The sequence below is a fragment of the Shewanella marinintestina genome (assembly GCF_023283845.1).
In the GTDB taxonomy this organism is placed as follows: domain Bacteria; phylum Pseudomonadota; class Gammaproteobacteria; order Enterobacterales; family Shewanellaceae; genus Shewanella; species Shewanella marinintestina.
Genome location: NZ_JAKILC010000022.1, coordinates 38126 through 52585, shown reverse-complemented (window position 1 = coordinate 52585; position 14460 = coordinate 38126). Strand labels below are relative to the sequence as shown.

Sequence of the window (14460 nt, the reverse complement as noted above, 5' to 3'; positions counted from 1 at the left end):
AGGAAGTCTTGAGACTTCCCTTTATCATGCAAAACTACCGAATATGTGGCGAACTATGCGCTTTTACGTAATAAACCACGTTTTTTAAGATGAACCAGCAAAATAGAAATCGCCGCTGGCGTCATACCTGAAATACGTGAGGCTTGGCCAATTGTTTCCGGTTTATGTTCGTTCATCTTGGCAATCACTTCGTTAGATAACCCAGGTACTTCTTGGTAATCCAGATCTAGCGGCAGTAAGGTGGTTTCATGACGAATAGCTTTGTCGATTTCACCTTGCTGACGTTGAATATAACCCGAATATTTAACTTGAATTTGAACCTGCTCTGCTGCGCGCTGATCTTCAAGTGAAGGACCAAAGCCTTCGATTGACATCAGTTTTGGATAATCCATTTCTGGACGACGTAACAGATCTTCAAACGTCGCTTCACGAGTGATAGGCGTATTCAAATGTGGATTTAATGCTTCGACCAAAGGTGAGTTCGGATGGATCCATTGACCACGAAGACGTTGTAATTCAGTCTCAATTGATTCCATTTTTTCACTGAACATTGCCCAGCGCTTATCATCAACCAAGCCTAATTCACGACCCTTCTCAGTTAAGCGTAAATCAGCGTTATCTTCACGCAGTAACAAACGATATTCAGCACGACTAGTAAACATACGGTACGGTTCTTTGGTACCTAATGTCGATAAATCATCAACCAATACACCAAGGTACGCTTGATCACGACGTGGACACCAAGCATCTTTACCTTGCACTTGTAGTGAAGCATTCATACCGGCCAATAAGCCTTGCGCGCCAGCTTCTTCGTAGCCAGTAGTACCGTTGATCTGTCCAGCAAAGAATAAACCTGCAATGGTTTTAGTTTCTAGTGAATTTTTAAGATCGCGCGGATCAAAATAATCATACTCAATCGCATAGCCAGGACGCATGATCTCTGCATGCTCCATACCTTTGATCGAACGAACTAAATTCAACTGCACATCAAATGGCAAACTGGTAGAAATACCATTTGGATAAATTTCAGTGGTATTTAGACCTTCAGGCTCAATAAAGATCTGATGCGATGTTTTATCGGCAAAACGATTAACTTTATCTTCGATAGAAGGGCAGTAGCGTGGACCAATACCTTCGATAATCCCTGAATACATAGGGCTTCTGTCTAATCCACCACGAATAATATCGTGAGTACGCTCGTTAGTATGCGTGATATGACAAGAAACTTGTTCAGGATGATCGTTTACATCCCCGATGAAAGACATAACAGGCAATGGATCATCACCTTTTTGCTCTGTCATCAATGAAAAATCAATGGTGTTAGCATCGATACGTGGTGGAGTTCCCGTTTTCAAACGGCCAACACGGATTGGTAGTTCTCTTAGTCTGTGAGCTAAGGCGATAGCTGGTGGATCACCGGCACGACCACCACTGTAGTTTTCTAGACCAATGTGGATCTTACCGCCTAGAAAAGTACCTGCAGTTAGTACAACAGCTGGTGCTTCAAACGCTAAACCCATTTGGGTTACTACTCCAACAACTTTTTCATTTTCAACAACAAGATCGTCTACAGCTTGTTGAAAAATACGTAAGTTAGGTTGGTTTTGTAAGATCGCTTGGATCTTATTGCGATACAAGGTTCTGTCCGCTTGTGCACGAGTAGCACGAACAGCTGGGCCTTTGCTTGAATTTAATGTACGAAATTGAATACCTGCAAAATCGGTAGCAACAGCCATTGCTCCACCAAGTGCATCAATTTCTTTAACTAAATGTCCTTTACCAATGCCGCCGATAGCAGGGTTACAGGACATTTGTCCTAAAGTGTCTATGTTATGGGTCAGTAAAAGTGTTTTCGAGCCCATTCTAGCAGAAGCTAAAGCTGCTTCAGTACCAGCATGACCACCACCAACAACGATTACATCAAACCGTTCATGAAATTGCATTTCGACAGCCTTCGATTTTTAAAAGGATAAATTGTTTCTGAGCAGATCATTTTAGCATTTGCTTCGCTGAAGGTGAACGATCTATTTCGCTTGTTTTGATCAGGGTGGATCGCCTTAATAGATCTTAAGATCTTTATATAGATCTCTTATTATGTTTACTATTAGGATCGCTGTTTTCGGTGGATAACTCTATAAATCTATTAAAATCAGTAGTTAGCGTTAAAAAGATCTTGTGATCTGATCGCGATCTAACTGACTTAAGCTTGTGGGTAGATCGCCTAGTTATCCACAAGGTGGATCATTGAGCAGATCGGATGTGAATTAATGCAGAAGTTGATCAGATCTAAATAATAGCTTATCCACATATTTATTAAATTAATAAGTTTTATGTGGATAAGTATGATCTAATCTGTGTGTTATTACTAAGAACCGCAATAATGATCGATTTTTATCGGATCTTAAAGTTGTTCTTGCCAGCCGCTAAGCCATGATAATGCAGGTTCTTCTGGGATCGGAGTATATTGAACATCTATTTGGATCTTATCCACATAGACTTTTGCGCCGCACTGACTTAGCTGCTCAATGAGCTTTTCTGGACCTTGGCAGAAAGTGTCGTAGCTTGAATCACCAATTGCACATAATGCGAATTTTACGTCACTTAGATCGGGGCTATTTAGACTTATTTCGTCGAAAAAAGGCACTATATTGTCTGGAAGATCTCCTGCACCATGGGTTGATGAAACGACAATCCATAATGAATTTAAGCTAAGATCACTTAAATTTGGTGCCAAATGCACCATGGTTTGATGGCCTAAATCACTTAATTGATCGGATATTTCATCAGCAACATATTCCGCACTGCCGAGTGTCGTACCCACTAAAATCTCTACTTTTGCCATTTTCTATCCTAATTATTGATATTAAATAACGCTAAATTGGCTCACTATATTTCAAAATATTGTCATATAGAGCTTAGCGCTTGTGTGCATCATAAGTGAAATTGGATTGCTAATCTTGTCACTTACGCTGATTTACATGCATTAATATCGGTGTATGAATGCCTGAAGTATTGTTAATTTGAGGCTTAGTTAGATTATATAAGCATTTAAACCGCCCCTTTTGGAGGTTGTTTTTTCAGCAAATAAGCTACCTCTATATATGGCTTTTATTAGCTTAAACCCTGCATCACGTTTATAAATCGGTGATAAAGGTATTTTAGTCTGCTACCCATACAAAAAGTAATGTACTGATAGGATTTGGAAAATGATAAATAAAATAATTCTGGATACTGACCCTGGAATAGATGATGCAATGGCTATCTTGTTTGCTGAAGCTCACCCAGCTATTGATTTGAAGGCTATAACTACCGTTTACGGTAATGCTACGATAGAAAATGGAACTAATAATGCTCTGTTTTTAAAACAGAAATATAATTTTAAAGCTGATGTTGCTCAGGGTGCTAGCCAGCCTCTGGTTCGTGAGCCTGTCGGTGCTACTGTGGTTGTACATGGTGAAACCGGATTTGGTGATGTTCATGCACCAAAGGTTACAGATTTACAAGCGGACTCGCGTTCTGCTTACCAATATATTATTGATGCAGTAAAAGCTGAGCCTGGTGAGATTACTTTAGTTGCAGTTGGCCCGTTAACAAACTTAGCGTTAGCACTTGAGGCTGCCCCTGAAATTGCTGATTTGGTTAAAGAAGTGGTTATTATGGGGGGCGCATTTGGTATGAACGGTCACCGTGGTAACGTAACACCGTTTGCTGAAGCCAATATTCACGATGATCCTCATGCTGCTGATATCGTTTTTACTGGGTCTTGGCCTGTTGTTGTTATTGGTCTAGATGTTACGGAAGAGAGCTTCTTTACCAAAGATTATCTTGATCAGTTACGAGATGATGCGGGTGAAGTGGGCCAGTTTATTTGGGATATTAGCCGCTATTATCTTAAATTTTATTCTGAGAAAGTAGGCTTAGAAGGTTGTCATGTACATGATCCATCTGCTATTGCTTATGTTATCGATCCGACTCTATTTACCCTTCGTGAAGGACCTATTCGGGTTGTTACTGATGGACCAGCAGAAGGGCTAACTATTCAAAAGTTTGATGGGCGTAAGCACTTACATGATGATTGGGAATCAAAGCGTGCTCAGCAAGTTGGTGTGGCTGTTAGAGATCAAGAGTTGCTAAAGCTTTACCGTGACACAATTGTCGATTATGGGACTATTTAGTCATTGATCGACTTAGTTTGCATAAAATAAAAAAGCGAGGATTATCCTCGCTTTTTTATGTCAATAATTTGTGTTAATCAGCTAATATTTTGTACTTGTGATGCCAGTAGCCATATTGCTAAAACAAAAAATATTATGCCCATAAACTTATTTTGATAAGTTCTAAACTTTTCATTTTTCAGTAGTGGTTTTCCTACTGAACCCACCAATGCTACTAGCAATAAATTAAATAATAAGCCCATTACGTTTAACAATAGACCGAGTGCCAGCATTTGTTCACCAGAGCTGGCTGTGAGCTGAGTTGAAACAAACTGAGGCAAAAATAATACGAAGAATATTAATGCCTTTGGATTAAGTAAATTGCTAAACACCGCGCGTCGGTATAATAGCTTAGCGAGATCTTTTTGTTGTGTTATTTCAGGCGCTTCGGCCGCAGAGCTGCGCATGCAGTCCCAGCCCATTTTTAATAGATAGGCTCCACCTAAGACTCTTAATATCTCTAATGCTATGGGGTTCATTGCTATTAAGGCTGAAACTCCCATTGCAGCCGCTAATGTCAATATCAACCCTGACGTGGCATTGCCAAAGCTGGCATAAATACCGACTTTCTTACCATAGCTTAAACTTGAGCTGGCTATTAACAGCATGTCTGGCCCAGGGATAAGTAGTAGCGCAACAACTGTTGTTAGGTAAAGTGGTAATAAGGCTAAGTCGATCATCATAAATATATAGGGTCAAAATTTGCGATTGAAACAAGGCGCGGATTCTACATTGATCGAATTGGAATGAAAGTGATACAGCTTGTAAAAGCAGGGACTAAATTGGCAGGCTTTGTTTACGCTAGGTCAAATACTCTAAATTGATTGCCTGACTTTGCTAGATTCTCATATCGTTTTTTGTTTTGGCGCAAGTAAGTGTGAAATAGAAGCGTTAATTAGTTTATAAAAACACGCTATTTTATATAATTATTGCTCCACGACTGTTAAAAAAAATTGTCATTTAAATGCTTAAAAATGGTTTTACTCTTATAGAGTTAGTTGTAACTATTATTATTTTGGCCATTCTTGGAGTGGTTGCAGCCCCTCGTTTTATGGATTTACAAGCAGATGCTCGAGCTTCGTCACTAAAAGGTTTAAAAGCTGAAATGCACGGAGTGATGAATGTACTCTATCCAAAGTCGGTTATACAAGGGCTAGCTGATAAACCTAAAGCTGATAAGAATAAAGGTGAAGAAAACTATATCGTTATTGATGGGGTAAAAGTTGATTTGGTTTATGGCTACCCTGCGGCTGATTCAGCTAATAGTTGGAGTAAGCTTATAATGGCTAAGTTTGAAGACTCACAATTTAACCCTGAACGACCTGCTGATTGGTATTTTCAAAATAACGGCAATGATGATTTCATTCAATTTATGACTCAATCCAAGAAGTTTGTAGGTGATAATTGTTACCTTAAATACACAGAGGCGAAGAGTCCCACAATTCCTCCTGTATTTGAAATTATCGATTCTGGGTGTTAATTAAAAATTGAAAGTGTCGGCTATCTACCAAAGATACTTTATTGTTATAGGTTTATGTTATTGAAAGTAAATAGTAATTTTATATAAGAGATAGGTAATAGGTTTCACGTGGAACTTACAGGGATATTTATCGAAAAAGACTTCGCTAATTTTTTGGGCTATTAGTAGCTCGTTTAATTCGCTGATGAGACACAGGTTTTTTATTTTATTTGGATTAAGCCTCTGCGCTTTTCTGAGGATTTGTTGTCGAGTTTTAGAGCAACAATTTTTGAGTAAAGTAAATCAAAAGTTTGATCAGACTTTAGCTGTCTAAATTATCTTTTGCTGGTTTTTAAATCCTGTGGATATCGAGGTTCGATCTTTTGCCGTTTTTTCTGAGTATAACTTATCTTGAAAGATCTATATTTTTAGTTTATCAAGTAGGTGAACATGTTTTTAATTAGAGTAATATTCCTTTTTAGACAAAGGGTTAGAGTTGTGAGGGCGTTTGGTTATAGATCTATCCACAGATCTATTTAGCTTGTTGATATCTCTGTTGATAGTTATCTATGATTTGGTGATCTCGATCATTATTTTCTGGCTTAGATCATTATTGATCGCACTAATTCAAAGGATCACTATTTAGTGAAACAAAAAGCCACAGTAGGTAACGCTACAGTGGCTTAGTATTTAGCTATATTGTGCTTGTTTTGTGCGCTTTATTTACCAATGCAGAATGAACTGAATATTTTGCCAAGGAGGTCATCTGATGTGAACTTACCAGTGATTTCTGATAATGCCATTTGGCACATGCGTAGCTCTTCAGCCAGTAACTCACCAGCTAGATAAACTTCTAACTGCTCTTTGCCTAGCATTAAGTGGCTGCTTGCTAAATCCAATGCCTCTAAATGACGACGACGGGCGATAAAGCCACCTTCAAGGTTACTTTGATAACCCATTAGTGATTTGAGGTGTTGCTTTAGTTCTTCAACGCCCAAACCTGTTTTAGCTGAAATGCGATAAACGCTATGGCCAGCTTCTTGGGTCACAGCAAGATCTTCACCTGTTAGATCCGCTTTATTGCGAACAACGGTTACGCCTAGATTATTTGGCAGACGATCGATAAAGTCTGGCCAAATTTCATGAGGATCTACGGCTGCGGTTGTGGTGCCATCCACCATAAACAGCACGCGATCGGCGGTTTTAATCTCGTCCCAAGCACGCTCGATACCAATTTTCTCTACGGTGTCGATGGTATCTCGTAAACCAGCAGTATCAATTATGTGTAATGGCATTCCATCTAAATGGATATGTTCACGTAATACATCACGTGTGGTACCGGCTATTTCGGTTACGATTGCCGATTCTTTACCTGCCAGCGCATTCAATAAGCTTGATTTACCAGCATTTGGACGACCCGCAATCACGACTTTCATGCCTTCTCGGATGATTGAACCTTGCTTAGCGCTGGCCTGTACTCCATCTAATTGGCCAATAATGCCATTTAAAGAAGCGGCAATTTTACCATCTGATAAGAAGTCGACTTCTTCATCTGGAAAATCAATGGCTGCTTCGACGTATAAACGTAGGTTAGTGACCTTTTCGACTAAGTCATGTACCTGAGTTGAAAATTCGCCCTGAAGCGAGTTAAGCGCGCTCTTAGCTGCTTGTTCACTGGTGGCGTCAATTAGGTCGGCAATCGCTTCGGCTTGAGTCAGATCGAGCTTATCATTCATAAAGGCTTGTTCACTGAACTCACCTGGCTTGGCGATACGTAAACCTTCGACTTCCATAACACGCTTAATCAGCATATCGAGAACTATTTGGCCGCCGTGACCTTGTAGCTCCAGTACGTCTTCACCGGTGAATGAGTTAGGCCCCTTAAAGAATAACGCGATACCTTGATCGATGACTTCACCGTTATCATCTTTAAAGTCACAGTAATCAGCATAACGAGTTTTAGGTATATGGCCTAAAACTGTCATTGCAACATTGGTGGCTAAGTCGCCTGATACACGAATAATACCTACACCACCGCGCCCTGGTGCGGTTGCTTGTGCCACGATAGTATCGGTTGTCATTACTGTTTTCCTAATCTGATTTTCAGTTATTTGCTTATACTAAGCAGCCACTATTGGTTTGTATCATCTTGGATAATGGTTTTATCAGCTAAGTATATAAAAATATTATGTCTACATAGAAAGCAAAAAAGCGGTCAATACTCAGTATTGACCGCTTTTTGTTAGTCTGAGCTAAGGGTTATTTTAACCCTTTTTTCTCTAGACCCGCATAGATAATTTTTTGCTGAGTAATCGCTACTAAGTTACCTACCAACCAATATAGAACCAGACCTGCTGGGAACCATAGGAAGAATACGGTAAAGATTACTGGCATCCACTGCATCATCTTAACTTGCATTGGGTCCATAGTCGGTGCCATTGGCTGCATTTTCTGCATAACGAACATCGAGATACCCATTAAGATTGGCATTACATAGTATGGATCTTGTACTGATAAGTCAGTAATCCAAAGCATGAACGGTGCGTGACGCAATTCAACACTTTCTAGTAATACCCAATACAGTGCGATGAAAATTGGCATCTGTAGCAAGATTGGAAGACAGCCACCCATAGGGTTAACTTTCTCTTTCTTGTACAGTTCCATCATAGCTTGACCCATCTTCTGACGGTCATCACCAAAACGCTCTTTCAGTTCAGCAAGCTTAGGCTGTAGATTACGCATTTTCGCCATAGAGGTGTATTGCGCTTTCGTTAGCGGGTATAACATACCGCGAACTGTAAGTGTGATTAGAATAATTGCAAGACCCCAGTTACCTACGATTGACTGGAAGAACATCAATAGTTTGTAAATAGGAACTGCTAGCCACCATAGGAAACCGTAATCAACTACGAGATTCAAAGAATCTGATAGCGCAGAAAGAGCTTCTTGATCTTTAGGACCTACATAGAATTCAGCTTTAATGCTTTGCTCTGTACCCGGTGCGATATCATATAGCGCACCACGGAAACCTATGTTAGCTAGGCCACCAGCACTCACACTTGAGAAGATAATGTTCTTATCATTCGCAGGTGGTACCCATGCAGATACGAAGTAATGTTGTAGCATCGCAACCCAGCCGCCAAGTGTTGACTTGTCGAGGTTTTTATCTGCCATATCATCGAAGCTATATTTCTCGTAGCGAGTATCCGCTGTAGAGAATGCACCACCACGATAAGTAGGCATCATCATGCTGCTTTCGCTCTTCTTAATGCTGTGCTTGATTTGTCCATACATTTGAACTTGAAGCTGAGCATCAGAAGTGTTGTTGATTTTATAATCAACAGCGATGTTGTACTTACCACGAGTGAAAACGAAAACTTTGGTATAAGTCACGCCTTTATCACTAACATAAGTTAGTGGCACGTTAAGTGTGTCTTGGCCATCAGCCAATTTGTACTCACGTGAAGCGCTATCAAAGTGAGCTCGACCTTTTACACTGCTGTCGATACCGTCACGACCAATAAGGCCACTTTGCGCGATGTAATAGATATCATTTGTTTGCTCTAGCAGGACGAATGGGTCGTCACCGTTTTCCTCAAGTTTATGAGAAAGTAGTGCAGAATAAACAATATCACCGCCAACTGGATCAATTTTGATTTCTAGTTGGTCAGTAAATACGGTGATTAGTTCTTTAGATGCTGGAGTCGCTTCAGGCACTGCTGAATCAGCGTCAGGTACGTCTGAACTATGGGCGTCAGCTACAGTAGAAGCTGGGATAGAAGATTGTGTTTGAGCTGCTGCCACTGGTTGAGGCGCTTGATCTGCTTGCCACTGTTGCCACAGTAGAAAGCTGACAAACAGCAAACCGATCAGCAATATATTGCGTTGAGATTCCATAACCTATTTATCGCACCTATGTTTTTTGTTAGGGACGGGGTCTTCACCGCCCGGATGTAAAGGGTGACATCTTAATATGCGTTTTGCTGCAAACCAACACCCTTTCACCACTCCATGCAAACGAATTGCTTCGATTGCGTAATGTGAACACGTTGGATTAAAGCGACAACGAGGCCCCAGCATGGGGCTTATGAGTAGTTGGTAACCACGAATAATCGTAGTTGCTAGCCATTGTAACGGCGAGAGAGTTTTCGCCATAGCTTTTCTACTAAGTTTTTAAGTTCTGCGTTTTCCATATCAAGCACGCCATTTCTGACAAGTACAACGATATCCACAGCGGGTAGATCATGCTGGTGTAAACGGAAATTATCTCTAATGACACGTTTAATACGGTTACGTTGATTTGCTTTTTTGACATAACGCTTGGCAACAGTTAGTCCTAAACGAGGATGTTGTTCAGAATTAGGAATTGCAAGTAAGGTTATTTCAGCGGAGGACGCTTTGATAGGTTTGGTAAATACAGATTTAAATTGCGCGGGAGTTAACAAACGTAACTCCCGCGTAAAGGTATAGCTAGTCACTTGCATTTCTACGATTACGCAGAAAGACGAGCGCGACCTTTAGCACGGCGACGTGCGATGACCTTACGGCCACCTACAGTAGCCATACGAGCGCGGAAGCCGTGAGAACGCTTGCGCTTCAGGTTGCTAGGTTGAAAAGTACGTTTACTCATTATGGCAATCCGTCTTTGTTAGGTTAATAATCCTTAAATCCTATAAAATAGAACTAAGGGCAAAAAAGAGGCCGAATTGTAATCACTTTAGTTATGCACGTCAACTATCAATCAGTGCAAGTGATTAAATATTAGTTCCTCAGGAAATACTTCGACTGTTTTACTCCACTATAATGTGTGGATAACTCTGTGAGTTACCACTACATCTTGTGGTTTTGTAGATCAAATAGCAGATCGAAAGCTATTTATTATAGATCGAACTGGATCGCTTTATAAAGCTGGATTTGCTGTGAAATTGATATTTTTTGATCGCAATGGATCTTTTAAGATCGTGATCTTAATGAATAGTTGATCTATCTGGGGATAAATCTATTTAAAGGATAGCGATCAGCGTGATCTCATTATAGAATAGGCCTCTTTTGTATGATCTTTTGGGGATAACTAGTGGCGGTTTCACTTTGGCAACAATGTATCGCAAGGCTGCAAGATGAGCTTTCTGCTCAGCAATTCAGTATGTGGATAAGACCGTTACAAGCAGAAATGGAAGGCGATACGCTCGTCATCTATGCGCCTAATCGTTTTGTGTTGGATTGGGTTAGGGATAAATACCTAAATATCATCAACCAATTTTTTACTGAACAAATGGGTAACGATGCGCCAAGTTTGCGTTTTGATATTGGTAGCCGTCCGTCGGCTAAACCAGTTGTTCAGGCCACTGCTGCAGTAAGAACTAGCAGACCTGCTAGTAGAGAAGTCGCTAAACCTTCTTTTAATACTCCGCACGCAGAGCCAATGGCTAATGCTAATCATCGCAGTAACATTAATCCGACTTACCAGTTTGATAACTTTGTTGAAGGTAAATCAAACCAATTAGGTAAAGCGGCTGCTTTGCAGGTGGCTGAAAATCCTGGTGGTGCTTATAACCCGTTGTTCCTTTATGGCGGCACGGGTCTAGGTAAGACTCACCTATTGCATGCTGTTGGTAATGGAATTATTAAAAATAAGCCAGATGCAAAAGTGGTTTACATGCATTCTGAGCGTTTTGTGCAAGACATGGTTAAGGCGTTACAAAATAACGCTATCGAAGAGTTTAAGCGTTACTACCGTAGCGTTGATGCTCTCTTTATTGATGACATCCAATTCTTCGCTAACAAAGATAGATCTCAAGAAGAGTTCTTCCATACCTTTAACGCATTGTTAGAAGGTAATCACCAGATCATTTTGACGTCGGATAAATACCCGAAAGAGATCGATGGTGTAGAAGATCGTCTTAAATCGCGTTTTGGCTGGGGTCTAACGGTTGCTATTGAGCCACCAGAGTTAGAAACCCGTGTGGCGATCTTGATGCGAAAAGCACAAGAGAGTGGCATTAACTTACCTGATGAAGTGGCTTTCTTTATTGCTAAGCGTTTACGTTCAAACGTACGTGAGCTTGAAGGGGCATTGAATCGTGTTATTGCCAACGCTAACTTTACTGGTCGTCCGATTACTATCGACTTTGTGCGTGAAGCACTACGTGACTTACTGGCTCTACAAGAGAAGTTAGTTACTATCGATAATATTCAAAAAACAGTCGCAGAATATTACAAGATTAAGATGGCTGACATGTTATCTAAGCGTCGTTCACGTAGTGTGGCACGACCAAGACAGATGGCAATGGCGTTATCTAAAGAGTTAACTAACCAAAGCTTACCTGAAATTGGTGATGCATTTGGTGGTCGTGACCACACAACTGTATTACACGCTTGTCGTAAAATTGCGCAGTTGCGTGAAGAAAGTCATGACATTAAAGAAGATTATGCTAACTTGATAAGAACTTTATCTTCTTAATATCAGGGATATTGAACCAATGAAATTTTCAATTGATAGGGACGCCTTACTAAAACCGTTACAACTTGTTAGTGGTGCGGTAGAAAGACGTCACAACTTGCCAATCCTGGCAAACCTTTTAGTTGAAGTGAGTAATCACTCACTTAAGTTGACCGGTACTGATTTAGAAGTTGAATTAGTCGGTGAAGTACAACTTGAAGGCAACATCGTTGAAGGTCGTACAACAGTTCCTGCGAAGAAGTTTTTGGATATTGTTAAGTCTTTACCCGATCAGGTTGAGCTTAAGGTTGAGCAGCAAGAAAACCGCTTATTATTACGCTCAGGTCGTAGTCGTTTTACATTAGCGACTTTGCCTGCTGAAGAATATCCAAATGTAGAAGCATTTGAAGCGGAAATTGAGTTTACGCTCAAGCAAGGTACGATGAAGTCGTTGATTGATTCAACGCAGTTCTCTATGGCTAACCAAGACGTACGTTACTACTTAAATGGTTTGTTACTTGAAACTGAAGGTAATGTACTGCGTGCAATCGCTACGGATGGTCATCGTTTGGCATTAAGCCATCGCCAAATCGAAGCTACGTTGCCTGAAAAGCAAGTGATTGTGCCGCGTAAAGGTGTGCTAGAACTAATGCGTTCATTTGAAGCTGACGATCTAGACGTAACGATTGCAATTGGTGACAATGCGATTAGAGCGACAACTGCTACAGCGGTATTTACCAGTAAGTTGGTTGATGGTCGTTTTCCTGATTACCGTCGAGTGCTACCCAAAGGTGGCGACAAGATAGTGATAGCCAGCCGACTACAGCTAAAGCAAGCATTACTGCGTGCTTCTATTCTGTCGAATGAGAAGTTCCGTGGTGTACGTGTCCAGCTGGAAAACAATTTAATTAAGATCACTGCTAATAACCCTGAACAGGAAGAGGCGGAAGAGATCTTAGATGTTGAATATGAAAACACACCATTAGAGATTGGTTTTAACGTTAGTTATTTACTCGACGTATTGAATAACCTGCCTTCTGATGATGTGCGTATTACCTTGATTGATGGTAACTCAAGTGCATTAATCGACAATCACATAGAACAAGATTCTATGTATGTTGTTATGCCAATGCGTTTGTAGTACTTACGCTGTTATATCTTCGTATATGGTTAACCAGATAAACGACTCTAATGTCTTTATCTGGTTAATTGTATTACTCCCCTTAGCTTTTCCCCCTCGCAGTCATAAGGTTATTAATGAGTCTTAACCGTCTTCATATTGAATCTTTTCGCAATATAACCTCTGCCAAACTAGAGCCGAGTGATGGTTTAAATCTTATTTATGGCCACAACGGTAGTGGCAAGACCAGTATCTTAGAAGCTATTTACTTTCTTGGTATGGGACGTTCTTTTCGCAGTCATTTATCGCAAAGGGTTATCAATAATGACTCAGATGCTTTAACGCTATTTGCTAATATGCAAAGCGGAGAAGAGCTGAGCAAAATTGGCTTACGTCGTTTTAGAAGTGGTGATATTGAAGTTAAAATTAATGGTGATAAAGTAAAACGTTTATCGACATTAGCTGAAACTTTACCTATTCAGGTGATCACCCCTGAAAGCTTTTCTTTACTTTTTGAAGGGCCAAAATCAAGACGGCAGTTTATTGATTGGGGGGCATTTCATTCTGATCCACGCTTTTATGCCGCTTGGGTCAATGTTCGCCGAATTTTAAAACAGCGAAATCAGCTACTAAGAGATGGTTCACCCTATAGTTCAATACAATTCTGGGATAAAGAATTTATTCGCTATGCTGAACTGGTAACTGACATAAGAAAGCAATATGTAGACTCGTTAAATGAGCTACTTAAGGGTATAATCGGAGAGTTTTTACCTCAGGTTGATGTTAAGGTTTCTTTTACCCGAGGATGGGATGCTAAAACCGAGTATGCACAGCTACTCGAGACGCAATATCCTAGAGATTTAGCCACAGGCTATACCGTCAGTGGGCCACATAAAGCCGATTTACGTTTGCGGGTAGGAACCCTACCGGCACAAGACGCTTTATCTCGTGGTCAGCTGAAATTATTAGTCTGTGCATTACGCATTGCACAGGGAAAGTTGCTAAAACAACAAATAGATAAAAAAAGTATTTATCTGGTGGATGACCTTCCATCGGAATTGGATGCAAAGCATAGAAAACTATTGTTACAGCAATTAGCTGATACCGGGGCACAAGTTTTTGTCACGGCTATTGAGCCTGCAGCGATAGTGGATTCGTTAATCACGCCGCCAAGTAAGATGTTCCATGTGGAACACGGTTGTGTAACGGTAATTGAATAACCGACGAG

The 14460-nt window shown here is 40.5% G+C and carries 13 protein-coding genes; 5 read left to right on the top strand and 8 right to left on the bottom strand.

Annotated elements, in window-relative coordinates:
- Positions 1–53: 53 nt before the first annotated feature.
- Together mnmG and mioC are read right to left on the bottom strand one after the other, a co-directional pair.
- Positions 54–1943 (bottom strand): tRNA uridine-5-carboxymethylaminomethyl(34) synthesis enzyme MnmG, encoded by a 1890-nt coding sequence (gene mnmG, locus L2747_RS19115; protein ID WP_249000592.1) that lies wholly within the window; start codon positions 1941–1943, stop codon positions 54–56.
- 458 nt (positions 1944–2401) lie between these two features.
- A complete protein-coding gene (mioC, locus tag L2747_RS19110; RefSeq protein WP_249000591.1) occupies positions 2402–2842 on the bottom strand; it encodes an FMN-binding protein MioC in 441 nt (146 codons plus the stop codon).
- 364 nt (positions 2843–3206) lie between these two features.
- Here mioC and L2747_RS19105 point away from each other — a divergent pair, with 364 nt between their 5' ends.
- Entirely contained in the window at positions 3207–4175 is a 969-nt protein-coding gene (locus L2747_RS19105) for a nucleoside hydrolase (protein ID WP_249000590.1), read from the top strand.
- A gap of 77 nt (positions 4176–4252) precedes the next feature.
- Here L2747_RS19105 and L2747_RS19100 read toward each other — a convergent pair whose 3' ends face one another.
- Complete coding sequence (locus tag L2747_RS19100) at positions 4253–4897, bottom strand: LysE family translocator (RefSeq protein WP_249000589.1); 645 nt, start codon at positions 4895–4897, stop codon at positions 4253–4255.
- A 281-nt stretch (positions 4898–5178) separates the two neighbouring features.
- Here L2747_RS19100 and L2747_RS21450 point away from each other — a divergent pair, with 281 nt between their 5' ends.
- Positions 5179–5694: a type II secretion system protein gene (locus L2747_RS21450; RefSeq protein WP_283107356.1), complete on the top strand. Its 516-nt coding sequence runs from the start codon at positions 5179–5181 to the stop codon at positions 5692–5694.
- Positions 5695–6392: 698 nt separating this feature from the next.
- Here L2747_RS21450 and mnmE read toward each other — a convergent pair.
- The 5 genes from mnmE to rpmH form a co-directional block, all read right to left on the bottom strand.
- Positions 6393–7754 carry a tRNA uridine-5-carboxymethylaminomethyl(34) synthesis GTPase MnmE gene (gene mnmE, locus L2747_RS19090; RefSeq protein WP_249000588.1) on the bottom strand — a complete coding sequence of 454 codons (1362 nt, stop codon included), beginning with the start codon at positions 7752–7754 and terminating at the stop codon, positions 6393–6395.
- A gap of 178 nt (positions 7755–7932) precedes the next feature.
- Complete coding sequence (gene yidC, locus L2747_RS19085; RefSeq protein ID WP_249000587.1) at positions 7933–9570, bottom strand: membrane protein insertase YidC; 1638 nt, start codon at positions 9568–9570, stop codon at positions 7933–7935.
- A gap of 3 nt (positions 9571–9573) precedes the next feature.
- Positions 9574–9828 (bottom strand): membrane protein insertion efficiency factor YidD, encoded by a 255-nt coding sequence (yidD, locus tag L2747_RS19080; RefSeq protein ID WP_249000586.1) that lies wholly within the window; start codon positions 9826–9828, stop codon positions 9574–9576.
- On the bottom strand, positions 9795–10151 hold the full coding sequence (rnpA, locus tag L2747_RS19075; RefSeq protein WP_249000585.1) for a ribonuclease P protein component: 357 nt from the start codon (positions 10149–10151) through the stop codon (positions 9795–9797). The genes yidD and rnpA overlap by 34 nt, the downstream gene beginning before the upstream one ends.
- A 14-nt stretch (positions 10152–10165) precedes the next feature.
- Positions 10166–10303: a 50S ribosomal protein L34 gene (gene rpmH, locus L2747_RS19070; protein WP_011867659.1), complete on the bottom strand. Its 138-nt coding sequence runs from the start codon at positions 10301–10303 to the stop codon at positions 10166–10168.
- A gap of 444 nt (positions 10304–10747) precedes the next feature.
- Between rpmH and dnaA the strand changes: the two genes are divergently transcribed.
- From dnaA to recF, 3 genes are all read left to right on the top strand, one after another.
- On the top strand, positions 10748–12133 hold the full coding sequence (gene dnaA, locus L2747_RS19065) for a chromosomal replication initiator protein DnaA (protein ID WP_202723631.1): 1386 nt from the start codon (positions 10748–10750) through the stop codon (positions 12131–12133).
- A 19-nt stretch (positions 12134–12152) separates the two neighbouring features.
- On the top strand, positions 12153–13253 hold the full coding sequence (gene dnaN / locus L2747_RS19060) for a DNA polymerase III subunit beta (protein ID WP_249000584.1): 1101 nt from the start codon (positions 12153–12155) through the stop codon (positions 13251–13253).
- 116 nt (positions 13254–13369) lie between these two features.
- Entirely contained in the window at positions 13370–14452 is a 1083-nt protein-coding gene (recF, locus tag L2747_RS19055) for a DNA replication/repair protein RecF (protein ID WP_249000583.1), read from the top strand.
- Positions 14453–14460: the final 8 nt, after the last annotated feature.

Excerpts from the sequence above, each read along its gene's own strand:
- mnmG (WP_249000592.1), bottom strand. The coding sequence starts at position 1,943 with ATGCAATTTCATGAACGGTTTGATGTAATCGTTGTTGGTGGTGGTCAT.
- mioC (WP_249000591.1), bottom strand. The coding sequence starts at position 2,842 with ATGGCAAAAGTAGAGATTTTAGTGGGTACGACACTCGGCAGTGCGGAA.
- L2747_RS19105 (WP_249000590.1), top strand. The coding sequence starts at position 3,207 with ATGATAAATAAAATAATTCTGGATACTGACCCTGGAATAGATGATGCA.
- L2747_RS19100 (WP_249000589.1), bottom strand. The coding sequence starts at position 4,897 with ATGATGATCGACTTAGCCTTATTACCACTTTACCTAACAACAGTTGTT.
- L2747_RS21450 (WP_283107356.1), top strand. The coding sequence starts at position 5,179 with ATGCTTAAAAATGGTTTTACTCTTATAGAGTTAGTTGTAACTATTATT.
- mnmE (WP_249000588.1), bottom strand. The coding sequence starts at position 7,754 with ATGACAACCGATACTATCGTGGCACAAGCAACCGCACCAGGGCGCGGT.
- yidC (WP_249000587.1), bottom strand. The coding sequence starts at position 9,570 with ATGGAATCTCAACGCAATATATTGCTGATCGGTTTGCTGTTTGTCAGC.
- yidD (WP_249000586.1), bottom strand. The coding sequence starts at position 9,828 with ATGGCGAAAACTCTCTCGCCGTTACAATGGCTAGCAACTACGATTATT.
- rpmH (WP_011867659.1), bottom strand. The coding sequence starts at position 10,303 with ATGAGTAAACGTACTTTTCAACCTAGCAACCTGAAGCGCAAGCGTTCT.
- dnaN (WP_249000584.1), top strand. The coding sequence starts at position 12,153 with ATGAAATTTTCAATTGATAGGGACGCCTTACTAAAACCGTTACAACTT.
- recF (WP_249000583.1), top strand. The coding sequence starts at position 13,370 with ATGAGTCTTAACCGTCTTCATATTGAATCTTTTCGCAATATAACCTCT.